This is a genomic window from Stutzerimonas nitrititolerans (assembly GCF_003696285.1).
Taxonomy (GTDB): Bacteria; Pseudomonadota; Gammaproteobacteria; order Pseudomonadales; family Pseudomonadaceae; genus Stutzerimonas; species Stutzerimonas nitrititolerans.
Genome location: NZ_RFFL01000012.1, coordinates 148,247 through 169,729, shown reverse-complemented (window position 1 = coordinate 169,729; position 21,483 = coordinate 148,247). Strand labels below are relative to the sequence as shown.

General features: G+C 62.6%; 21 protein-coding genes. 12 read left to right on the top strand and 9 right to left on the bottom strand.

All coding sequences use genetic code 11. The annotated features are described in order from the left end of the window. Nucleotides 1-80 precede the first annotated feature (80 nt). The 4 genes from EA795_RS15870 to EA795_RS15855 all read left to right on the top strand — a co-directional run bounded on the left by EA795_RS15870 (nt 81) and on the right by EA795_RS15855 (nt 3,383). Nucleotides 81-998 (top strand): acyl-CoA dehydrogenase family protein, encoded by a 918-nt coding sequence (locus EA795_RS15870; RefSeq protein WP_240645033.1) that lies wholly within the window; start codon nt 81-83, stop codon nt 996-998. Nucleotides 999-1,281: 283 nt separating this feature from the next. Beyond that, nucleotides 1,282-2,439 (top strand): phospholipase D-like domain-containing protein, encoded by a 1,158-nt coding sequence (locus EA795_RS15865; protein ID WP_058074595.1) that lies wholly within the window; start codon nt 1,282-1,284, stop codon nt 2,437-2,439. 51 nt (nt 2,440-2,490) lie between these two features. Beyond that, nucleotides 2,491-3,072, top strand: coding sequence for a DJ-1/PfpI family protein (locus EA795_RS15860; protein WP_115027482.1), 582 nt, complete (start codon nt 2,491-2,493; stop codon nt 3,070-3,072). 89 nt (nt 3,073-3,161) lie between these two features. Continuing rightward, nucleotides 3,162-3,383 carry a VF530 family protein gene (locus tag EA795_RS15855; protein ID WP_115027483.1) on the top strand — a complete coding sequence of 74 codons (222 nt, stop codon included), beginning with the start codon at nt 3,162-3,164 and terminating at the stop codon, nt 3,381-3,383. 64 nt (nt 3,384-3,447) lie between these two features. Here the strand turns inward: EA795_RS15855 and EA795_RS15850 are convergent, their stop codons facing one another. Next, nucleotides 3,448-4,971: a fumarate hydratase gene (locus tag EA795_RS15850; protein ID WP_065984051.1), complete on the bottom strand. Its 1,524-nt coding sequence runs from the start codon at nt 4,969-4,971 to the stop codon at nt 3,448-3,450. 330 nt (nt 4,972-5,301) lie between these two features. Here EA795_RS15850 and EA795_RS15845 point away from each other — a divergent pair, with 330 nt between their 5' ends. After that, nucleotides 5,302-6,465, top strand: coding sequence for a GGDEF domain-containing protein (locus tag EA795_RS15845; RefSeq protein WP_058074599.1), 1,164 nt, complete (start codon nt 5,302-5,304; stop codon nt 6,463-6,465). Between the two features lie 62 nt (nt 6,466-6,527). Here EA795_RS15845 and pyk read toward each other — a convergent pair whose 3' ends face one another. After that, nucleotides 6,528-7,979 carry a pyruvate kinase gene (gene pyk / locus EA795_RS15840; RefSeq protein ID WP_122078315.1) on the bottom strand — a complete coding sequence of 484 codons (1,452 nt, stop codon included), beginning with the start codon at nt 7,977-7,979 and terminating at the stop codon, nt 6,528-6,530. A 146-nt stretch (nt 7,980-8,125) separates the two neighbouring features. Between pyk and EA795_RS15835 the strand changes: the two genes are divergently transcribed. The 3 genes from EA795_RS15835 to EA795_RS15825 are packed head-to-tail and all read left to right on the top strand — an operon-like array spanning nt 8,126 to nt 9,442. Then, nucleotides 8,126-8,506 carry a tetratricopeptide repeat protein gene (locus EA795_RS15835; RefSeq protein ID WP_014851765.1) on the top strand — a complete coding sequence of 127 codons (381 nt, stop codon included), beginning with the start codon at nt 8,126-8,128 and terminating at the stop codon, nt 8,504-8,506. Nucleotides 8,507-8,543: 37 nt separating this feature from the next. After that, nucleotides 8,544-8,966, top strand: a complete 423-nt coding sequence (locus EA795_RS15830) for a DUF4124 domain-containing protein (RefSeq protein ID WP_122078328.1) — start codon at nt 8,544-8,546, stop codon at nt 8,964-8,966. Nucleotides 8,967-9,007: 41 nt separating this feature from the next. Next, the gene (locus EA795_RS15825; protein ID WP_122078313.1) at nt 9,008-9,442 is read left to right on the top strand and encodes a PilZ domain-containing protein; all 435 of its coding nucleotides are present in this window, start codon (nt 9,008-9,010) and stop codon (nt 9,440-9,442) included. 54 nt (nt 9,443-9,496) lie between these two features. Here EA795_RS15825 and EA795_RS15820 read toward each other — a convergent pair whose 3' ends face one another. Genes EA795_RS15820 through EA795_RS15795 form a run of 6 tightly spaced genes read right to left on the bottom strand, consistent with a single transcriptional unit; the run spans nt 9,497 to nt 16,236 of the window. Then, nucleotides 9,497-10,825: a DUF58 domain-containing protein gene (locus EA795_RS15820; RefSeq protein WP_122078311.1), complete on the bottom strand. Its 1,329-nt coding sequence runs from the start codon at nt 10,823-10,825 to the stop codon at nt 9,497-9,499. 25 nt (nt 10,826-10,850) lie between these two features. Beyond that, on the bottom strand, nt 10,851-11,855 hold the full coding sequence (locus EA795_RS15815; protein ID WP_058074604.1) for an AAA family ATPase: 1,005 nt from the start codon (nt 11,853-11,855) through the stop codon (nt 10,851-10,853). After that, nucleotides 11,852-13,015 carry a DUF4350 domain-containing protein gene (locus tag EA795_RS15810; RefSeq protein ID WP_122078309.1) on the bottom strand — a complete coding sequence of 388 codons (1,164 nt, stop codon included), beginning with the start codon at nt 13,013-13,015 and terminating at the stop codon, nt 11,852-11,854. Before EA795_RS15810 ends, EA795_RS15815 begins: the two co-directional genes overlap by 4 nt. Further along, nucleotides 13,012-14,562, bottom strand: coding sequence for a DUF4129 domain-containing protein (locus EA795_RS15805; protein ID WP_122078307.1), 1,551 nt, complete (start codon nt 14,560-14,562; stop codon nt 13,012-13,014). The genes EA795_RS15810 and EA795_RS15805 overlap by 4 nt, the downstream gene beginning before the upstream one ends. Continuing rightward, nucleotides 14,549-15,532: a stage II sporulation protein M gene (locus EA795_RS15800; protein WP_122078326.1), complete on the bottom strand. Its 984-nt coding sequence runs from the start codon at nt 15,530-15,532 to the stop codon at nt 14,549-14,551. Before EA795_RS15800 ends, EA795_RS15805 begins: the two co-directional genes overlap by 14 nt. Further along, nucleotides 15,529-16,236: an RDD family protein gene (locus EA795_RS15795; protein WP_122078306.1), complete on the bottom strand. Its 708-nt coding sequence runs from the start codon at nt 16,234-16,236 to the stop codon at nt 15,529-15,531. The genes EA795_RS15800 and EA795_RS15795 overlap by 4 nt, the downstream gene beginning before the upstream one ends. Nucleotides 16,237-16,464: 228 nt before the next feature. Between EA795_RS15795 and sbcB the strand changes: the two genes are divergently transcribed. Then, nucleotides 16,465-17,898 (top strand): exodeoxyribonuclease I, encoded by a 1,434-nt coding sequence (sbcB, locus tag EA795_RS15790; protein ID WP_122078304.1) that lies wholly within the window; start codon nt 16,465-16,467, stop codon nt 17,896-17,898. Nucleotides 17,899-17,983: 85 nt separating this feature from the next. On the opposite strand, the gene mvaT is transcribed toward sbcB, so the two are convergent. After that, complete coding sequence (gene mvaT / locus EA795_RS15785) at nt 17,984-18,361, bottom strand: histone-like nucleoid-structuring protein MvaT (protein ID WP_014851775.1); 378 nt, start codon at nt 18,359-18,361, stop codon at nt 17,984-17,986. A gap of 509 nt (nt 18,362-18,870) precedes the next feature. Here mvaT and purU point away from each other — a divergent pair. Genes purU through EA795_RS15770 form a run of 3 tightly spaced genes read left to right on the top strand, consistent with a single transcriptional unit; the run spans nt 18,871 to nt 21,446 of the window. Further along, a complete protein-coding gene (purU, locus tag EA795_RS15780) occupies nt 18,871-19,722 on the top strand; it encodes a formyltetrahydrofolate deformylase (RefSeq protein WP_058074610.1) in 852 nt (283 codons plus the stop codon). A 23-nt stretch (nt 19,723-19,745) separates the two neighbouring features. After that, the gene (locus EA795_RS15775; protein WP_014851777.1) at nt 19,746-19,940 is read left to right on the top strand and encodes a hypothetical protein; all 195 of its coding nucleotides are present in this window, start codon (nt 19,746-19,748) and stop codon (nt 19,938-19,940) included. A gap of 33 nt (nt 19,941-19,973) precedes the next feature. Then, nucleotides 19,974-21,446 (top strand): helicase HerA-like domain-containing protein, encoded by a 1,473-nt coding sequence (locus tag EA795_RS15770; RefSeq protein ID WP_122078303.1) that lies wholly within the window; start codon nt 19,974-19,976, stop codon nt 21,444-21,446. The last annotated feature ends 37 nt before the right edge of the window (nt 21,447-21,483 follow it).

Below are 21,483 nucleotides of genomic sequence, written 5' to 3'. Positions count from 1 at the left end.
AAAAAAAAGCGGAATCTTCAATGCCATCCTTTCGGCAGCAGTGGTAGAACTGCCGGGAGATGATGAACATGGAGATGGCAATGTCATGGCGTGAATTGCTCGGGCCTTTGCAGACGATCCAGCCTTCGGCAGGGTTGGGTGACTGGTATGCGCAAGTCGTTGCGCGAACTGTTGAGCAGGGTCCGTTCGCGTTAGCGGTTTACGGCGGTCGGATGGCGGCAACACCGGGGCTGGCTTTTCTCGCTGGCTACCAGGCGGCCTTGCGCGCGCTCTGGGCGGCTGCTCCGGAGGGTATCGGAGCGCTCTGCGCAACGGAAAACCGCAAATTGTATCCGGCCGACATGACCACTCGGGTAGAGGGTGTGCTGCTCACCGGCTGCAAGGATTTCGTAACCGCTGGTGCTTCGGCCTCCTGGCTATTGGTGCCGGCACGTGAGGAGCAGCAGGACGAACCGGTGCGTCTCGGTTTGTTCGTGGTTCGACCCGAGAGTGCCGGCGTTCAGATGGAGGCAGGGCGGCCGTTACCGCTGGTGCCGGACATCCCCCATGCTCGCTTGCGGCTCGAGCAGGTTCGCGGTGAAAGACTGGATGGAGATGGTTGGAACGATTACGTCAAACCCTTTCGCAGCCTCGAGGATCTTTACGTGCTGGCGGCGCTTGCGGCTTGGCTCTTAGGCGTGGGCTTGCAACATCATTGGCCACAAAGCTTGGTGTTGCGCTTGCTGGCCGTGTTGACCGGCGGCGCGGAGCTCGACCGCCAATCACCGCATGATCCCGCTGCGCATGTGCTGCTGGGTGCGCTGATCGAGCAGTTTCACGCGTCGCGTCCCGAGCTGGATAGCGCGCTGGAGGCGACAGCAGGGCCCTGGGCCGATCTCTGGCGGCGCGACAAAGGAGTGCTCGGGTTGGCCCGCAACGCCCAGGCCCTGCGTCTGCAAAAGGCGATGAGGGCGTTCGGGATCTCTTCCGAAGATGAAGCCGGTGCTCAACGACGCTAGGTATCTTGTGGAACTCCTTTTCCCCGAGCAGACCTATAACAGGCGGTGTTTGCAGTTTTCAAGAAGGCCAGGCAGCGTTCGCCCGCCTCAGGGGAGTCATTGCGGCTGTTCTCCGTCTTGCCTTGCCGAGGGGACTGGATAAGCTAGACCCGTTGTTGTACTGCTCCAGCTTGACCGCGTGCCGTTGAAACCTCCTGTCCGCTCCATGGAAAAAGGATTTCATTCCATTGCGTTGCTTATCTGAACGATCTTGCCCTCTTAACGCCGCAGGTAGCTTCTTTTGATGCTGACCGGAGCCGTATTTCCCTGGCGCAGCGACAACGGTTTTCGTCTGCTAATCGATGGTCCCGAGTTCTTCGGGGCCATGCTCGCTGCCATCGAAGAGGCGGAGCGGCGTGTCGATCTCGAGCTCTATCTGGTAGAGGACGGTCATTGCCTGGATCGAATGATCCAGTCACTGGGGGCCGCTGCGCTGCGTGGTGTGCGGGTACGCTGTCTGTTCGACGCGTTTGGTTGCCTGAAGATGGGCCAGGCAAGCCGCGAGCGTTTGGCTGTCGCGGGCGTAGAGCTGCGTTTGTACAACCCGCTGTCGCTGCGTCTGAAGTTTCGCAACCTGCACCGTGATCATCGCAAGATCCTGCTGATAGATGGTTGCAAGGGGTATGTGGGCGGCGCTGGCTTGACCGATGAATTCTGGAATCCGCAGAAACCCGACGAGCACTGGCATGAAGTGATGGTCGAGATGACCGGTCCATTGCTGCAGGATTGGCAGGAACTGTTCGACAGCCAGTGGGTGCATTGTCTGAAACGTCGGATCTGGCAATTGCCGCTACCCCAGAAGGCGCCGCAGATTCCCGTGCGCCCTGAAGGTGCGGGGCTGGGCCGGGTCGCTTACTCCGCAGCGCGACAGCATCGCGATATCCTTCACAGCCTGTTGCGCAACCTGCTGTATGCAGAAAAGCGTATCTGGCTGGCAACGCCTTACTTTCTGCCCACTGGCAAGGTGCGCCGTGCGCTGATCCGCGCGGCGCGACGTGGGGTGGAGGTACGTCTGCTACTGACCAGCCGCAATACAGATCATCCCCCGGTGCGCTATGCCGGCCAGCGCTTCTATCCTCGGCTGCTGCGAGCAGGCGTGCGGATTCACGAATATCAGCCACACTTCTCCCACCTGAAAATGGTGCTGGTGGACGATTGGGTCAGCATCGGTTCGTGCAACTTCGATCATTGGAACCTGCGCTGGAATCTCGAGGCGAACCTCGAGGCTATCGACGGCCCGCTGACGGCACAGGTGGTACGAAGCTTCGAGCGCGACTTCAGCGAGAGCATGGAGATCGACCTGACCAAGTGGTATGGGCGGCCGCTTCATCTGCGCTTGTACCAACGCATGTGGGGCTGGCTGGATCGACTGCTGGTCAATATATTCAATCGCAGCGGCTGAAGCTGTCGTGGAGCGGAGCCCTGCTTCAAACCCTGTATGGAGGATGACGCAATGGCAGCGAAGAATATCCTGATGCTGGTCGGCGACTATGCGGAGGATTACGAAACCATGGTGCCGTTCCAGGCATTGCAGATGGTCGGCCATCGGGTGCATGCGGTATGCCCCGAGAAGAAGGCTGGCGACACCGTGCGTACCGCAATTCACGATTTCGAGGGCGACCAGACCTACAGCGAGAAGCCGGGGCACAACTTTGCGCTGAATTTCGATTTTGCCGCGGTACGCGCCGAGGATTACGACGCGTTGGTGATTCCCGGTGGCCGTGCGCCCGAGTATCTGCGGTTGAACGAGCAAGTACTGGCGCTGGTGCGCGCATTCGACGAGGCGAAGAAGCCGATTGCGGCGGTCTGTCATGGTGCGCAGTTGCTGGCAGCCGCGGGTGTGCTGGAGGGGCAGGGGTGCAGTGCTTATCCCGCCTGCGCGCCGGAGGTGAAGCTGGCCGGTGGCGAATACGTGGATATTCCGGTCGATCAGGCGCATACCGAAGGCAATCTGGTGACGGCCCCGGCGTGGCCGGCTCATCCAGCCTGGCTGGCGGGCTTTCTCAAGCTGCTGGGCACCGAGATAAAACTGTAGGATGGCTGTCCTTTGCCGGCCCGGTGCCGGCGAGCCCACCATTGTTAAGGAGCGCGATCGGTTGCGCTCTTGCTCATGAGAGGACCCTTGTGACTGCTACCCCGAAGAACCCGCTGCACGGCATTACCCTCGAAGTCATGCTGGTCGAGCTGCAGGCTCGGTATGGATGGGAAGGGCTTGCCCAGCGAATCGATATCCGTTGCTTCAAGAGCGAGCCGAGCATCAAGTCGAGCCTGACCTTCTTGCGCCGCACGCCCTGGGCGCGGGAAAAGGTGGAAGCGCTATTCGTCAGGTCTCACGGTCGAGGCTGAACTCTGAAGCAGAAACAGAAAGCCCGGCACTTGGCCGGGCTTTCTTCTTTCAGCGCAAGCAGTGTTACTGCACTTCCACCGCGAGGTTCTCGGCAATCTTCTGCTGCCAGATTGCAGGACCGGTGATGTGCACCGACTCGCCGTTGGTGTCGACCGCGACGGTGACCGGCATGTCCTTCACCTCGAACTCGTAGATGGCTTCCATGCCCAGTTCGGCGAAGGCCAATACCTTGGACTTCTTGATCGCCTGGGCGACCAGGTAGGCGGCGCCGCCGACAGCCATCAGGTACACGGCCTTGTTGTCCTTGATCGCGTCGATGGCGATCGGACCGCGCTCGGATTTGCCGATCATGCCCAGCAGGCCCGTGCTTTCCAGGATCTGGCGGGTGAACTTGTCCATGCGCGTTGCGGTGGTCGGACCGGCTGGGCCCACCACTTCGTCACCGACTGGATCGACCGGGCCGACGTAGTAGATGAAGCGGCCCTTGAGGTCCACCGGCAGTTCTTCACCCTTGTTCAGCATGTCGACCATGCGCTTGTGCGCGGCGTCGCGGCCGGTAAGCATCTTGCCGTTGAGGAGGACGGTTTCGCCCGGCTTCCAGCTTTGCACTTCTTCGGGTGTGATGGTGTCGAGGTTGACGCGGCGGGCGCTCGGGCCGGCCTCCCAGACGATCTCCGGGTAGGCGTCCAGTGACGGCGCCTCCAGGCTGGCCGGGCCGGAGCCGTCGAGCACGAAGTGAGCGTGGCGGGTGGCAGCGCAGTTTGGGATCATGCACACCGGCAGGGAAGCGGCGTGGGTCGGGTAATCCATGATCTTCACGTCGAGCACCGTGGTCAGGCCGCCCAGGCCCTGGGCGCCGATGCCCAACTGGTTGACCTTGTCGAACAGCTCCAGGCGCAGTTCCTCGATGCGGTTCTGCGGGCCACGGGCCTTCAGCTCGTGAATGTCGATGGGCTCCATCAGTACTTCCTTGGCCATCACCGCGGCTTTCTCGGCGGTACCGCCGATGCCGATGCCGAGCATGCCTGGCGGGCACCAGCCGGCGCCCATGGTCGGCACGGTCTTCAGGACCCAGTCGACGATGGAATCGGACGGGTTGAGCATGGCCATCTTCGACTTGTTCTCGGAGCCGCCGCCCTTGGCCGCGACATCCACTTCCACCTTGTCGCCGGGGACGATGGAGTAGTGGATGACGGCCGGGGTGTTGTCTTTGGTGTTCTTCCGGGAACCTGCCGGGTCGGCGAGGATCGAAGCACGCAGGACGTTTTCCGGCAGGTTGTAAGCGCGACGCACGCCTTCGTTGATCATGTCGTCCAGGCTCATGGTGGCGCCATCCCAGCGCACGTCCATGCCGACGCGAACGAATACGGTGACGATGCCGGTGTCCTGGCAGATCGGACGGTGGCCGGTGGCACACATGCGGGAGTTGATCAGGATCTGCGCCATGGAATCGCGCGCAGCGGGCGACTCTTCTCGCAGGTAGGCCTCATGCATCGCCTGGATGAAGTCGACGGGGTGATAGTAGGAAATGAACTGCAAAGCGTCTGCAACGCTTTGAATCAGGTCGTCTTGCTTGATCACGGTCATGCAGCGCGTCCTCTTGGCGGGGCGGAGATGGGGCGTGTCTAGAGATACCTACACGCTGGATAAAAAAGGCGCGGCAGTATAACCCGCCAGCCAGGCGGGTACACAGACGGACCAAAGGTGAAGGGATGCATATCGGAAATGCTGCGCTACTCACGCTTCACAGGATCGTCGAGGCATTAATGCTTCGATGGCTGGTCCTGTCCTTGTTCCGCAGGCAAGCCGATGAAGAGCTCGCAGCGAAGCGGCCGGCGTGGGCGATAGCAGGGAGTTATGGGCTTTTATTCACGACGAGCGTAAAGTGCGTCAAATTGCCACATCGGGAAGGATTCCATGCGCGTAGATTGGGATGAAGCCGATCAACGGGCTTTACAGCAACTGGTAACCAAGCGGTTCGCAATGGCCGCAGGAACCTATGGATTGGCACTGTTGCTCACCTGGATCACGGTGGTGGGCGGCTTCTACCAGGCGCCGGTGGATACCGCGTTGCTCTGCGCGGGGCTGATCCTGGTAAGCCAGCTGGTGTTCTTCTGGATTTTCATCAGAGGCCACAACCTGCGCTTCCGTGATCCCAGCCTTACCGAGCCGCAAGTGCTGGTAGGCTTGGTCTGGCTGACCTATTTCCTCTTCAACCTCGGCAGTAACCGTGGCTCGCTACTGGTTCTCTACCTGCTGGTGCTGATGTTCGCGGTGTTCCTGCCGCCGAAGGTATTCGTCCGTTACGCCGCGCTGGCGCTTTTCAGCTTCATTGGGTTGAGCCTGGTGGACCTGCAGCTCGAACGCCTGGTCGAGCCTCAGGCTGCGATCCTGCAGGCCAGCGTCCTGCTGGTCACACTGGTTTGGATGTGCCTTTTCGTCGGTTATGTCAATCGCCTGCGCCAGCGGATGCGCCAGCGGCGCTTCGCATTGCAGGCCCATCAGGAGACGTTGCGAGGCATGATGCGGCAGCTGGAGGATCTGGCGGCCACCGATGAGCTGACCGGTCTCTATAATCGCCGGTATTTCCTCAAGCGGGCCGAAACCGAAGTGAACAGGTTGCGCAAGGGGCACCAGTCCGGGCTGGCCTTGATCGATTTGGATCATTTCAAACGGGTCAACGACCAGCACGGCCATGCAACCGGTGACCGCGTCCTGCAGTCCTTCGCGGCGGTCGCGCGCTCCTGTCTGCGCGACGGCGACATCCTGGCACGCTATGGTGGCGAAGAATTCGTCCTGTTGCTGCCGAGTACCGACGCCGAGCAGTTCAGCGCCTGTTGCGAACGGCTACGTGAAGCCTTCGCCAGTGCCGAACCGGCGAACACCAGCCTGCCGTGCGGTCAGCTGAGCCTCTCGGTGGGAATGACATTGCTCGATGCCGGCGACAATTTGGACGAGTCGCTGCAGCGTGCGGATGAAGCGCTTTATCGGGCCAAGCACGGTGGGCGCAATCGCTGCGAGGCGAGCTGGGTGGATGTGCTGGGCAGCGGCGCAGAACGGTCGGATGGTACTGCGGGCTGAAAAGCCGATGGGAGAAGCGGCTGCATGGGTTCCGCCTGCCTCCCATCGGATCGCATCGGGCATCAGATCAGCGAATCACCCACGCGCAGGATCTTCATGGTGTTGGTGCCGCCGGTTCCGTGATAGCTGTCGCCTTTGGTCAGAATGACCCAGTCGCCGATGCTGACGATGTCGCGCTTGAGCAGCTCGTCCACTGCGGCCTGGCTGACCTTGTCGGCCGGCAATGAGGCCGGGTCGAAGGGAACGGTCTGCACGCCACGGAACATCGCCACCCGAGCCTGGGTTTCCCGATAGGGCGAGAACGCGAAGATCGGTACCGAGGAACGGATGCGCGACATGATCAGCGGTGTATAGCCGCTTTCGGTCAGGCTGATGATCGCCTTGACGCCCGGAAAATGGTTCGCAGTGTACATCGCCGCCAGCGCGGTGCTCTCGTCGCTACGGGCGAAGTGCTGGCCGAGGCGATGGCCGGACTTGATGCTGGTGGGGTGCTTCTCGGCGCCAACGCAGACGCGCGCCATGGCCTTGATCGCCTCGACCGGGTACTCGCCGGCGGCGCTTTCGGCCGAAAGCATCACGGCATCGGTGTAGTCCAGCACGGCGTTGGCTACATCGGAAACCTCGGCCCGCGTCGGCATCGGGCTCTGGATCATCGACTCCATCATCTGGGTCGCGGTGATCACTACCTTGTTGTTGCGGCGAGCGTGCAGAATGATCTTCTTCTGGATGCCGACCAGCTCGGCGTCGCCGATTTCCACGCCGAGATCGCCGCGCGCGACCATTACGCCATCGCTCGCGCGGATCAGGCCGTCGAGTGCCTCGTCATCGGCCACCGCTTCGGCTCGTTCGATTTTCGCGATCAGCCACGCGCTGGAGCCGGCTTCGTCGCGCAGACGGCGGGCCAGCTCCATGTCCGCGGCATCCCGAGGGAAGGAGACGGCCAGGTAATCGAGATTCATCTCGGCGGCCAGCTTGATGTCGGCCTTGTCCTTGGCGGTCAGCGCCGGTGCGGTCAGGCCGCCGCCACGACGGTTGATGCCCTTGTTGTCCGACAGCGGGCCGCCGATCAGTACGGTGCAGTGCAGCTCGTCGGCGGTGGCGTTGTCGACGCGCATCACCACACGGCCATCGTCGAGCAGCAGCTCGTCGCCGACGCTGCAATCCTTGACCAGATCGGGGTAGTCGATGCCCACCACTTCCTGGGTGCCGGCATCGCGCGGGTGAGTTACCGAAAAGCGGAAGCTGTCGCCTTCGGCGAGCTCGATGCGCTTGTTGGTGAACTTGGCAATGCGGATCTTCGGGCCTTGCAGGTCGCCCAGCAAGGCGACGAAGCGACCGTGGCGCGCGGCGATATCCCGCACCAGTTGCGCACGGGTGCGGTGCTCATCCGGGGCGCCATGGGAAAAATTCAGGCGTGCGACATCCAGTCCGGCCAGGATCATCTTTTCCAGCACTTCCGGCGAGCTGCTGGCCGGGCCCAGCGTAGCGACGATTTTTGTACGGCGCGAAGTCATGCAATGCTCCTTTTTCAGATTGCCCGGGAGGCTACTACGCCGCTGGGCTGTAGTCATCGTCACCGGCTCACTACTCTTTCCGCCCTGGGATGATCGACTGAAGCTTTTGGCCTGGCGGTCGATAAGCCGGGATCGGAGGAATTACCATGCGCACACTTTTCATACTATTGGCGGCGGTCGTCAGCGTCGGTTGCAGCAGCCGCTCGGCGCTCGATCGTCATCTCGACGAGGCCTATCAGAACTATCGGGCCGGCGATTGCGAGCAGGTGATGCTCGCGCTGTCACAGGCCGAGCGTCGCAGCCGCCAGCGTGACAATCTGCAGCCGGAGATATCCCTGTTGCGCGGCCAGTGTCTGGAGCGGCAGGGCCTGTTTGTTGACGCCGCACAGACCTACCGGTTCATTCTGATGCGCTATCCGGCCAGCGAATATGCCTATCGTGGGCGCGCGAGGCTGGAGACCTTGCGCCAGTTGGGGCATTATCGGCCCGACGAGGAGGCGGTGGTCACCCACGCCACGAAACGCTGACGCAGGCCAGTCGCAACGACGGGTCGGGATGGAACCCATGCGCATACCCCTATTGCTGTTCATTTTCATGCCCTTGCTGGCATCGGCCGAGATCTACCGTTGGGTCGATGCACAGGGACAGGTGCATTTTGGCGCACGACCGGGGCCGGGAGCCGAACAGGTCGAGGTTCGGCCGCAGGTCATCGAGCGAGACGAAGCCACGCGAGCACGAGAGGCACGCACCGAACGCTTTTTCGAAGCGCGGCGCCAGGAGCAACAAGCGGCCGATCAGTTGGCCAGCGAAGGGCATGCCAGGCGAGAGCAGGAGTGTCGGCGGTTGCGCAACGAGCTGTCGAAGCTGGCACAAGGGGGACGCTACTTTCGCACCGATGCAAAGGGTGAGCGCGTCTACTACAGTGAGGAAGAGGTGAACGCGGCACGACGGCAGTTGGCTGGCCGCATCGAACAGCACTGCAACTGAACGGCCGGATTCATGGCCGTGCTAGGCCGGAACCGAGAACAATGCTCAAACAGCGACGCATTCAGCGACATCAGTTGCCCTATTACCTCAACGTGTTCAACCGTCTCACCGGCCGGCCGTTGGGTTTTATCGGCAATCTTTCCGAGAGTGGCCTGATGCTGATCAGCCCCTATCCGATTATGCTCGATGCGCGTTTCGAGATGCGTCTGAAAATTCCGGGTCAGGACGGCCTGATGCGCTTCATCGACTTCAGCGCGATCTGTCTCTGGTCGCGCGAGGACGTCACCCCCGGAAGCTTCGACTCGGGTTTCTCCCTGCTCAGCCCCTCGAGCGAGATCAAGGACATGATCGTGGCGCTGCGTCACTACTTCAGCTTCCGGCCGGCGATGCCCGCGGCCGGGCATCTTGCCCATTCGGGCTCATCCGCCAGTCGGGCCTCCGGTGAGGATTGCTGCCGGGACCATGAGCCTGGCTAGGGTCTGTTGCCGTTTCGTCGCGAGCCGCGTTGTTGGGAGGAGTGGCGCCAGGCGCTAAAGCGTGCCGGCTTTTTTCCAGGCCAGATAGCGACTGATCAGCTGCGGCCCCAGCTCATGCGGCGGTACATCGAGAACCGCGACGCCGTGGCTGAGCAGGCGCTGGTGCAACTGGCTGCGGGCGCCAAGGTAGTCCCGAGTGCCGAGGTAGGCCAGGGCATCATCGAAGCTGCCGATTTTCCGTTGGCACAGTCGATCGAGAATCCCTTCGCGCAGACTGACCACCAGCACCCGGTGCTGCCGCGACAGGCGTTGCACGGCTTCCAGCAATTCACCGTCGTCGTCGCGCAGGTTGCTCAGCAGCACTAGCAAGGCACGGCGTTTCTGGCGGGCCAGGACGTCGCTGGCCACCGCATGGAAATCGACCGGCTGCAGGGTCGTTTCCAGGTCATAGACATTGTTGAGCAGCCGCGGCAGCTGCTGCTGTCCCTTGGCGGGCGCGACGAAGCATGGCTGGGCAGCCGCGAAGCCGTAGACGCCCAGGGCATCACCCTGGCGCAGCGCCACGTAGGCGAGCAGCAGGCTGGCGTTGAGTGCATGATCGAAATGCGCCAGTTCGCCATCCTGGCTGCGCATGTGTCGTCCACAGTCGAGCATCAGCAGTATTTGTTGGTCGCGTTCGTCCTGATACTCCCGGGTGATCGGCATGCGCTTGCGCGCGGTGGCCTTCCAGTCGATCTGCCGCAGGACGTCGCCTTCGCGGTACTCGCGCAGCTGGTGAAACTCCATGCCGAGCCCACGGCGCGGCTGTTGGCGCACGCCGAGCCGGCTCAGCCAGTTGTCCACTGCCATCAGTGGAGCACCATGCAGGCGGGTGAAGTCCGGGTAGACGCGGGTTTGTGCATGTAGCGGGATAATCCGCCGGCTGCGCCATAACCCCAGCGGGCTGCTCAGGCGGACTTCGCAGTGGTTGAATTCATAACGCCCACGCCGGATCGCTTTGAGGCGATAGCCGACCTCGCCGTGTTCCGCCGGGGACAGCCGCAGGCGTTGTGGCAACTGCTCGAACGTCAGGCCGGCCGGTACCTGGTCGAACACTTCCAGTATCAACGGCTGGTGAAGGTCGTTCTGTACCCGCAGGCGCACATCGCTCCAGCGGCCCAGCGGCAGGTTGCCGGGGAGGGTGCGTTGCAAGCGGGGCGAAGGCGAACGGTGCAAGCGGATGGCGTCGAACAGGGCAAGCAGCGCCAGGCTCAGCAGCAGTCCCCACCAGAGATTGGCCAGCAGCGCCTGCGCCGGTAACGCGAGTGCCGACAGCACGCCGATGACCAGCGCCAGCGCGAAGAGCACAGCCAGGGCCGCCAGCAAATGGCGCGACGGATTCATCGGTGGTTATCCGCTGCCCGGCGAGTCACAGGCGTGGCGCCGGTACTTGGTCGAGCAGCCGTTGCAGCAACTGATCCACCGAGAGCCCCTCGATATCCAGTTCCGGCGACAGCCGTACCCGGTGGCGCAACACTGCCAGCGCACAGCCCTTGATGTCGTCCGGGATGACGAATTCGCCGCCGCGCAACAATGCCCGAGCGCGTCCGCAGCGTACCAGCGCGATCGAGGCGCGCGGGCCGGCACCCAGCGTCAGGCCGGGCCAGTTGCGCGTCTCGCGGGCCAGCCGTACGGCGTAGTCGAGCACCTGATCGTCTACCGGCAGTTCGCTGGCGATCTTCTGCAGTGCCTGCACGTCCTTCGCCTGCAGCAGGACGCGCAGCGCAGTGACGTCGAGGATGTCGGTCCGCACCGATCGCGTGACCTGGCGCACCATGTCCACTTCCTCGTCGGCCAGGGGATAGTCCATGCGCAGCATCAGCATGAAACGATCGAGTTCGGCTTCGGGCAGCGGATAAGTGCCCTCCTGCTCGATGGGGTTCTGGGTGGCCATCACCATGAACGGCTGGGGCACGACCAGCGCGCGCCCCTCGAGGGTGACCTGGCGCTCCTGCATGACTTCCAGCAGCGCGGCCTGGGTCTTGGCCGGCGCGCGGTTGATTTCGTCGGCCAGCAGCAGGTTGGTGAACACCGGGCCCTTGCGCAGCTTGAACTGCTCGCTGGCGATGTCGTACACCGCGTGGCCGGTGATGTCGCTGGGCATCAGGTCCGGGGTGAACTGGATTCGCGAGAACTCCCCGCCGAAGCAGCGTGCCAGGGCGCGTACCAGCAGTGTCTTGCCGAGACCGGGAACGCCCTCGACCAGCACATGCCCCCCGGCGATCAGCGCCGTCAGCAGCCCCTCGACCACCTCATGCTGGCCGATCACGGCCTTGTGCAATTCCTGGCGCAAGGCCTGCGCCAGCTGGCTGGCACGCTGGTTCCGACTGGCCGTCGCAACCGTATCGTTCGTTTGCGGAGTGGTTTCGCTCATAGGGCATTCCTGATGCGTTGCAGGTGGGCGACCTGACGGGTGAAGTCGCTGACGCCGATCTTGGCTGGGGCCGGGCGCAGGACCTGTTCGATAGTTGGCAAGGGAAGTCGGGACAGCGTGGCGAGCACGCGACATTGTTCGGCGACGGCCAGTTCCTCGAAACCGGGGTGCCTCTGGCGAGCACGGCGCTGGATATCCTGTTGCAGCATAGCCAGCGACTGTCGCGGGCCGGCATGGCGATAGAGAAAGCTGGCGCTGGCTCGCAGGTGTTCTTCCAGTTGTCGACGGCTGTGGTCGGGCGGCGGTAACAGCGGCCCCTGGCGTTGGGCGAAATGCCAGGTCGCGAAGAGCAGCATCAGCGCGAGGCTGGCCAGCGCCTCGGGGAAGTGGCGCAACAACTGGGTGAACAGACCGTCGTGCTCGCCGTGGTAGGCCAGCGTCACGGCGCGATCCTGGGTGAGATACCAGAGCAGCCAGGCGTGGTCGTACTCCTTGATCCGATCGTTCTGCCAGATCCAGCTGTCGGTCAGGGCGGTAACCAGACCCTCGCCATGCCGCAGTTGCAGCATGTGCGTGGCTCCGGCGCTGTTGGCCCAGGCATGTGCGCGCTGGCCGGCGTCATAAAGGTGGTAGTCGGTATCGAATGCGAGATAGACCGGTGCGTCCTCGTTCTCCAGGTACAGGCGCGTCAGCTGTGGCTGATCCTTGACGCCGATCGCCCGGGCTGCCTCGTCGGCGGGCAGGTGGTCGGTTGCCAGATGCTGTTGCAGATTCAAGGCATCGAGCAACAGGTCGCCGCTACGGGCGCTGTGCTCGTCCCATAGGCGTTCGGCAACGAATACCAGGTGGCCACCTTCGCTGACCCACTCCAGCACACGTTGCGTCTGTAGCGGAGTCATTGCGCTGCGCTCGCCGAGCAGCAACAGAACCTCATTCGTGGCCGGCATGCTGGCGAAGCTTTCGCTGCGTGTAACCCGGCGGTCCTGATCGAGCAGGAACAGGTGCGCCGCAAGATAAGGGTCCTGTCGAGCTTTGGGGGCGGGGCCATGCTCGATAGTGGTTTCGTAGGGTTGCAACTTGCCCGAGAAATAGACGCCCAGCCCACCCAGCAGCAGTAGTGCCAGGCCGGCGACTGCATACCCGTATCTGCGCGGATTCATGCCGCAGGCTCCACGGCGAAGAGTTCGCGCCACGCCGAGCACAACTCGCTTCGGGTGGTATCCGGCGGTGTTCGATGACCGTAGGCGAGGTTCTGCCAATGGTGGGTCAACGCGGACGCGAACCGGGTGAGAGCAGGTTGCTCCAGGGCGGCAATGAGCTGCAGTGCTTCGCTTTCGGTGTGGGCATTTCTCAGTGGCAATTGCCGCTCATGCAGCAGGCGGCTCAGCAATGCGCGATACAGCAGGCCGAGGGCCTGGCGCGGTTCGGTCGACCAGAGTCGCTCGACTTCACCGGCGACATCCGCAGGCAGGCTGTCGGGCTTCACCGACAGGCCGAAGAGTATTTCGGGTGGGGCCTGGGGTTTGCGTAATGGTCGGCCGAAGCGCCCGGCATAGAGCTGCAGCCACTCGCGATGGCGCCAGAGCACCACGGCAACGCCGGTGAACAGCGCCGCCCAGAGCAACACTTCGATGACCGTCATCAGGGTGTCCAGGCTGTGTTGCAGCCCCTCGGCCTGTAGCAGGCGCTCGAGCATACGTGCGAACCAGCCGGGCTCGTTGTCCGACGCTTCGTCGCCGAAGCGCCAGCGGGTCACCGTTTCCGAGTGCCGGAATGGCGGCTGGTCGAGGATATCGCTGATGCGCTGGCTGGCCGCCTGGCTGGTCAGCGACTGGTTGAGCAGGCGCTGGGCTTCCGGCCTTGCCTCGGTGGTGGCTTGCGTGGGCTCCGCCGCCAAAAGCGCCGCCGGTGGCTGCGCGAACAGCAGGCCGAGGCCGAGCAGCAGCGGCACCAGCATGGGCATCAAGCGGGTCCGAAGCCGGCGAAAGGCGAGTTCGATGTCCCAGCCCTCGAGTATCGTGCGGCGATTCAGGTAAAGGCTGAATCCGCTGGCCACGTAGATGGGTTCCCACACCACCAGCACCAGCGCGTAGAGCAGGTTGGTCAGGTGCTCCAGCCAGAGCGCTTCGCCGCCCAGACCGAGCAGTTCGTGCCAGCTCAGCTCGGTCAGCAATTGCGCGGGGATCACGAAATACAGCAGCGCCAGCAGGCCCAGCGACAAGGCCCCTTCCAGATGCATGCCGACGATGGTCAGCCAGGTCGCCGCGCTGCTGTTGCGGCGCCCCAGCACGATCAGGCGTTCGCGGCGGGCGGCGCCTGAGAGGCCTTCGAGCTGCAGCACCGGCAGATCGAAGCTGCGTGTCGGGCTGAAGCGTCGCCAGGTCACGCTTGCCAGCCACTGCGGCCGCAGCACGCCGGGCAAAGCTCTTAAGCTGCGTCCGAGCGTGGGTGTGTCGCCGAACAGCGTATGCGAGAGGATGAACAGCGGCAGCCGCTCGTACAGGGGTTTGAGCCACCAGAACAGCAGCAATGACAGAGTCGGATATTGCCATGTCAGGATGCTGAGCACGGCGAACAGCGGCAGCGTCAATGCGGCCCAGCTCAGCATCAGCAGGCCGGCATGGCGGCGTGCGAGCAGACAACCCAGGTCCAGTGCTTCCCAGGCGCTGCGTGGCCGAATTTCCATGCTGGCTTCATTCAGGCGCATGGCGATTCCTGCCCGAGCGCCACAGATAAAGGCCGACCAGCAGCCATAGGAACACTCCCACGGCGTATTTCACGGACGCATCGACATAGGTCATCGACGACCAGTAGGCCTCGACGAAGGCGGCGATCAGCAGTAGCAGCGTGGCGCCGGCGACCAGGCGTACCGCCTTTTGCGCGGCCAGCTTGAGCGCCTCGGTACGAGCGTGGCGCCCGGGCGCGATCAGCGTGCTGCCGAGCTTCAGCCCGGCAGCACCGGCGAGGGTGATGGCGGTCAGCTCGAACGCCCCGTGGCCGATGACGAATGACCAGAACGGCTGGTGATAGCCGATGCCGGTGAGATGGCCCGCCACCGCACCGATCGTCAGCCCGTTGAACAACAAGTAGAACAGGCTGCCCAGGCCGAACAGCAGGCCGCCGGCGAAGGTCTGGAAGGCGATGCCGATGTTGTTCATCACGTAATAGCCGAACATCAACCAGTCGTCGCCGGCACCACGCTCGCTGAAGCGCCCCAGGCGTCGGGCCTGCGGATCGTACATCGCTTCCATCTGCTCGACCTGCTCGGGGGCGATGAAGCTGAAGACCTGTTCGGGAACTAGGTAGACCAGCAGGCCACTGCCCAGCAGGCTGCCGTAGAACAGCAGGCTGGCTGCCAGCACGTAGCGCCATTCCTTGCGCACCAGGCGTGCGAAGCCGCCCAGCACGAAGCCCAACAGGCGTCCGGTCAACGGGCTGCGGTGGCGATAGAGCTGCTGATGGCCGCGCTGGGCCAGTTGCTGCAGATGAGCGATCGAATGCTCGCTGTAGCCGCGCGCCCGGGCGACCGCCAGTTGCTGGCAAAGCCGGCGATAGGCGGCGGGAAAGTCGCGATAGGCAGTAGCTGCGGTCTTCCCGCCACGCTCGAGTGCCTCGAGCTGGACGGCGAACGCCTGCCATTCGGCGTCATGGCGGCTCATGAACAGGCGCTGCTTCATGACGGCCCCAGCAAGGTGCGGGCGATGCCGTTGATGCGGCTTTCGGCCTGTGCGGCGGACGTCTGCAGTGGCTCGGCGAGAATCGCTGCCAGTTCCTGCCGACGTTCGGCGGACAGGCTGGCCTGGCGCTCGGCGAATGCGATCAGCGCGCGCTGCTCGGCGGGCACCAGTGCAAACGGGGATATTTGCGGTTCGGCTTCAGGCAGTTCGGGCGTGGCGCTCGGGCGTTCCTGATAGATCACCAGCGAACCGGCGGCGAGGTCGCCAAGCCGCTTGAACGAGGGATGGCTCAGGCAGCAGAGCGCACCGAGAAAGTAGCCGAAGGGCAGCAGGTCGACGAAGCGCAGCAGATTGCGCGTCAGTGAGGCGGCCCAGCCGATCGGCGTGCCATCGTCATGGATCACGCGCAGCCCCAGCCATTGCTTGCCGGGCGTGCGGCCCTGGTTGAGCACTTCGAACAGCACCATGTACCACCACTGCACCAGGAACAGCAGCAACGCACCGATGCCCAGACCGAACTTGCCCAGCATCCCGAGCCCGAGAGCCAGCACCAGCAGAATCGCGCCGCGGATGGCCAGATCCAGCGCGAACGCCAGCGCACGGGGCACCAGGCCGGCAGGCCGGAACAGCAGATCGATGCCTTCCGGTGTTTCGATCCGGTGCAGGTTATCCAGCGGTAGTGATGGGGAAGAGTCAGGAGACAATGAGGACGTGTGCCATGGTTTGATCGAGTCAGCCGGATGCTATGCGCCTGTCGACACGGGATCAATTGCCCCGGCTGTATATGTGGCGACATGAAATCATCGAACGCGGGCGCTGGCCATAAACTGCGTTGCATTTTGCGCATTCGCGCCGCAAGCCACAGCCATGGCGCCGCATGGCTGTCGGGTGGCGGGGTAGACTAGGCGGCAATGATCGAGAAGGAATCTCCCGTGACGTCCAGCATCTTCTGGTATGACTTCGAAACCACTGGCATCTCCCCGCGCTGCGATCGGCCGCTACAGGTCGCCGGCATCCGCACCAACGAGGCGCTGGAAGAGATTGGCGAGCCCCTGAACGTCTACTGCCGTCTCAGTGACGACATCCTGCCGCATCCGGCCGCTTGCCTGGTGACCGGGATCACGCCCGAGACGCTCGCCAGCAAGGGGCTGTGCGAAGCCGAGTTCGTCCATCTGCTGCATCAGCAACTGTCACTGCCGGGCACTTGCGGCGCCGGCTACAACACCTTGCGCTTCGATGACGAGGTAACGCGCTACAGCCTGTACCGCAACTTCCATGATCCCTATGCGCGCGAATGGCAGGGCGGCAACAGCCGCTGGGACCTGATCGATCTGGTGCGCACGGCCTATGCGTTGCGCCCCGAAGGGTTGGTGTGGCCGGAGGAGGATGGTCGCGTCACGCTCAGGCTGGAGCGGCTCAGCGCGGCCAATGGTCTGGAGCATCTGCAGGCGCACGACGCGCTCTCCGATGTGCGCGCCACCATCGGCTTGGCACGGCTGATTCGCGAGCGTCAGCCCAGGCTCTATCGCTATCTGTATGAGCTGCGCCGCAAGCAGGCCGTGCTCGATCAGGTGCAACTGCTCAAACCGATGGTGCATATCTCGGGACGCTTCTCGGCAGCCCGCCACTACCTGTCCGTGGTCTTGCCGCTGGCCTGGCACCCGCGCAATCGCAACGCGCTGATCGTCTGCGATCTGCAGGCCGAATGTTCGCCCTTGTGGGAAGAGAGCGCCGAGACGCTTCGCGAACGGCTGTACACCCGCCGTGATGAACTTGAGGGCCAGCTCCCGGTTCCGCTCAAGTTGGTCCATATCAATCGCTGTCCGGTGTTGGCGCCGATGAACGTCCTGCGCGCGGCGGACATCGCTCGGTTGGGGCTCGATCTGGACAGTTGCGAGACACGCGCACGGCGGTTGCGCGATTGTCAGGACGTCTGGAATGCGAAACTTGGCGATATATATGCCGAAGAGCCCTTTGCCGGCCTGGAGGATCCCGAGCAGCAACTTTATGACGGCTTTCTGGGTGAGCGGGATCGCCGTCTATGCGAGCAGGTCAGGAACCATCCGGCGCCGGACAGTACTTTAAGGACGCTACCGTTCGATGATCCGCGGCTTCCTGAATTACTGTTCCGTTACCGCGCACGCAATTTTCCGCAGAGTCTTTCGGAAACAGAACAGCAACAGTGGCACCTGTTCTGTCAGAAGCGGCTGACGTTACCGGAGTGGGGCGCCCCCAACACCCTCGCGCAATTTGAGCAGGCCATGAGGGAAGTACAGGCGCAGGCGAGTCCGGAACAAGTCGGGCTGCTGCAGCAATGGTCGACCCATGCCTGCCAGTTGCGGGAACGCTATGGCCTGAAAGACTGAGCGAACGGTAGTTGCAGAAACTAAAAAGCCACTTGGCGAAACATGCATTGCATGATCGGCCAAGTGGCTTTTGGAAGCGGCGGGATTAACCGAGTAGCGTTGCCCAGCCTTCAACCTCGTCGGAGCCCCATTTCGCTTTCCACTCTTTCAGCGTCTTGTGATTGCCGCCCTTGGTTTCAATCACTTCGCCGTTATGGGGGTTCTTGTACTGCTTGACGCGGCGTGCGCGCTTGCTGGCAGCTGGAGCCCGGGCGGCGCGCTGCGCCTTGCCGGTACGGGCTTCGGGATCGAGCAGAGCAATGATATCGCGCAGGGATTTCTGATACTCACCCATGAGTTCACGCAGTTTGCCTTCGAACTCCAGTTCCTTTTGCAGCTTGTCGTCTGCCGAGAGCGACTTCAGGCGTTCCTGAAGCTCCTTGATAGCTTCTTCGGTAGCGCGGTATTCGTTGATAAGTGACATATGGCTTCCTTGGTATAGGTTTAGAACGCAAGTGCAGCAATCATAGACAGGCGCAATGGCCAAGTAAATATAGTCCAAAAAATAAGATCGGTGATTGTGCTTCGCTGGAGATAAGCCACCTGGAGTTATGCGTATTTAAAGAATGCTTCGAAACGAGTCCGCCCATGTGCTGCGTTGGGTTCTGTTTAAAGAAGGTAAGGCGGACTGTGCCTGACCGCGGTACGGGGGCGTTAGTTCATTCCCTGGAGGATCGTCCGGCATGACGAGGTGACGCTGTTCAAGAATATTGGTGACGCAACTTGTGTCGAGTCATGTAGTTACCGATTTGTAACTCTCCATGTCCGTCGGGTTTGTAGGGGGATTGTTACAGGCCGAGAGGTATTCCGTATGGATCCACTCGAGCGGTGGAGGGTGCAAACCGATGCTGCTTCGTCTTGCGAGAAGATGGCTGCCGTTTTGTCCACTGCGCTAGAATGCGCGGTCTTTTTTGTTAGTCGGAGTTATCGTTAATGCGCACTTTCAGGCTGGTCATCGCCTGTCCCGACGGCGTCGGCATCGTGGCCAAGGTCAGTAATTTTCTGGCCACCTACAACGGCTGGATTACCGAAGCCAATCATCACTCCGATCATCAGAGTGGCTGGTTCTTCATGCGTCACGAGATTCGAGCCGACTCGCTGCCTTTCGACCTCGAAGGTTTTCGCCAGGCTTTCGCGCCGATCGCCCGGGAATTCTCGATGGAATGGCGCATCACCGACTCCAGCGAGCGCAAGCGCGTAGTGCTGATGGCCAGTCGCGAATCGCATTGCCTGGCCGATCTTCTGCACCGCTGGCACAGCGGCGAACTGGATTGCGAAATTCCCTGTGTGATTTCCAACCATGACGACCTGCGCAGCATGGTGGAATGGCACGGCATTCCCTACTTCCACGTTCCGGTGGACCCGGCCGACAAAGCGGCCGCGTTTGCCGAGGTCACGCGGCTGGTGCGCGACCACCGGGCCGACGTGATAGTGCTGGCGCGCTACATGCAGATTCTGCCATCGGAGCTATGCGAGGAATTCGCCCAGCGGGTGATCAATATCCACCACAGCTTCCTGCCTTCCTTCGTCGGCGCCAAGCCCTACCACCAGGCGTCGCTGCGTGGCGTCAAGCTGATCGGGGCGACCTGTCACTATGTGACCGAAGAGCTGGATGCCGGGCCGATCATCGAGCAGGACGTTGTGCGTGTCAGCCATCGCGACAGCATCGAAGACATGGTTCGACTGGGTAAGGACGTGGAAAAGATGGTGCTTTCGCGAGGCTTGCGCTATCACTTGCAGGACCGCGTTCTGGTGCACAGCAACAAGACGATGGTCTTCAACTGACAAGGCGGGGGGGGCGAAGCTGCATGCGTGATCCATTGGACAAGGCTGTAGCCAAGACCCCGCCAACCATCGGCAGCGGCTGTACCCAGCGCTACGACCCAGACAGCCTGGGCCCCGAGGACGGTACCGAATTTCCCGATGCCGAGTTGCTCTGGCGACGCATGCAACGGCTGGATGAGGAAGGGTCTCGGGCAGACGATTCCTCGAACGAGCCCTGACCACGATTGCGTTCACTGTGAGGGAAAACCGGAATGCCGACGACCGATCGCTTGCTGCTGGGTGCCGAGTTGAATGGCGAGCCGAATACGCAGTCATTGAAACTGGCCAACCGACATGGCCTGGTCGCCGGCGCCACGGGCACCGGAAAGACGGTCACCTTGCAGCGACTGGCCGAGCAGTTCAGCGATGCTGGGGTGGCGGTGTTCGCTGCGGACATGAAGGGCGACCTGTGTGGCCTGGGCGCGCCCGGCGCGCCGCAGGGCAAGATTGCCGAGCGCATCGCCAGCATGTCCTGGCTGAATCACCAACCGCAGGCCTATCCGGTGACCTTGTGGGATATCCAGGGCATCAGCGGGCACCCCTTGCGCACGACGCTCACCGAGATGGGGCCGTTGCTGCTGGGAAATCTGCTCGAGCTGACCGATAGCCAGCAGTCGGCCTTGTATTGCGCCTTCAAGGTGGCCGACCAGCAGGGCCTGTTGTTGCTAGACCTGAAGGATCTCAAGGCGTTGCTCAATCACCTGCAGGCGAACCCCCAATTGCTGGGCGAGGATGCGGCCCTGTTCGCACGCTCATCTTCGCAGGCGTTGCTGAGGCGGTTGGCGACGCTGGAGCAACAGGGCGCAGAGGCACTGTTCGGAGAGCCTGCGTTGCGACTCGAGGATGTGCTGCAACCGACCAGCGATGGGCGAGGGCGTATTCATCTGCTCGACGCCAGCCAACTGGTGCATCAGGCGCCCAAGGTCTATGCGACGTTCCTGCTCTGGCTGCTGGCCGAGTTGTTCGAGCAACTGCCCGAGCGCGGCGATGCGGACAAGCCGTTGCTGGCGCTGTTCTTCGACGAAGCCCATCTGCTTTTCAGCGATACGCCGAAAGCACTGCAGGAGCGGCTAGTGCAGGTCGTACGGTTGATTCGCTCCAAGGGCGTCGGGGTGTACTTCGTCACCCAGTCGCCAGCCGATCTGCCGGACCAGGTGCTGGCCCAACTGGGGCTGCGCATCCAGCATGGACTGCGGGCTTTCACGGTGAAGGAGCAAAAGGCGTTGCGTGCAGTGGCCGAGGGCTTTCGTCCGAACCCCGAGTTCTCCACGCTCGACACCCTTGTCGATCTGGGAATTGGCGAGGCGCTGGTGGGCGGTCTGGAGGCGAAGGGCACCCCGGCCATGGTGCAGCGGGTGGCCATAGCGCCACCGCAGTCGCGGGTCGGTCCGTTGAGCGAGTCGGAACGTCACGCCCTGATCGCCGCATCGCCGTTGCGCGGACGCTATGACCAGGCGATCGATCGCGAATCGGCTTACGAAGTGCTTGCGCAGCGAGCCGAAGAGGCCGTGAAAGAGCCGGCAGTGGAAAAAACCGCACATAAGACGGAGCGAGCCGGCCTGGGCGATGACCTGGGTGAGCTTGCCGGTAGAGCCGTCAAAAGTGCGCTTCGTCAGGCCGCCAGCCAATTGGGACGACAGTTGGCGCGAGGCCTGCTGGGTTCGTTACTGGGCGGTAAACGATGAATTGCGCAATATGTAGAAAGATTGCAATCAATCGAGA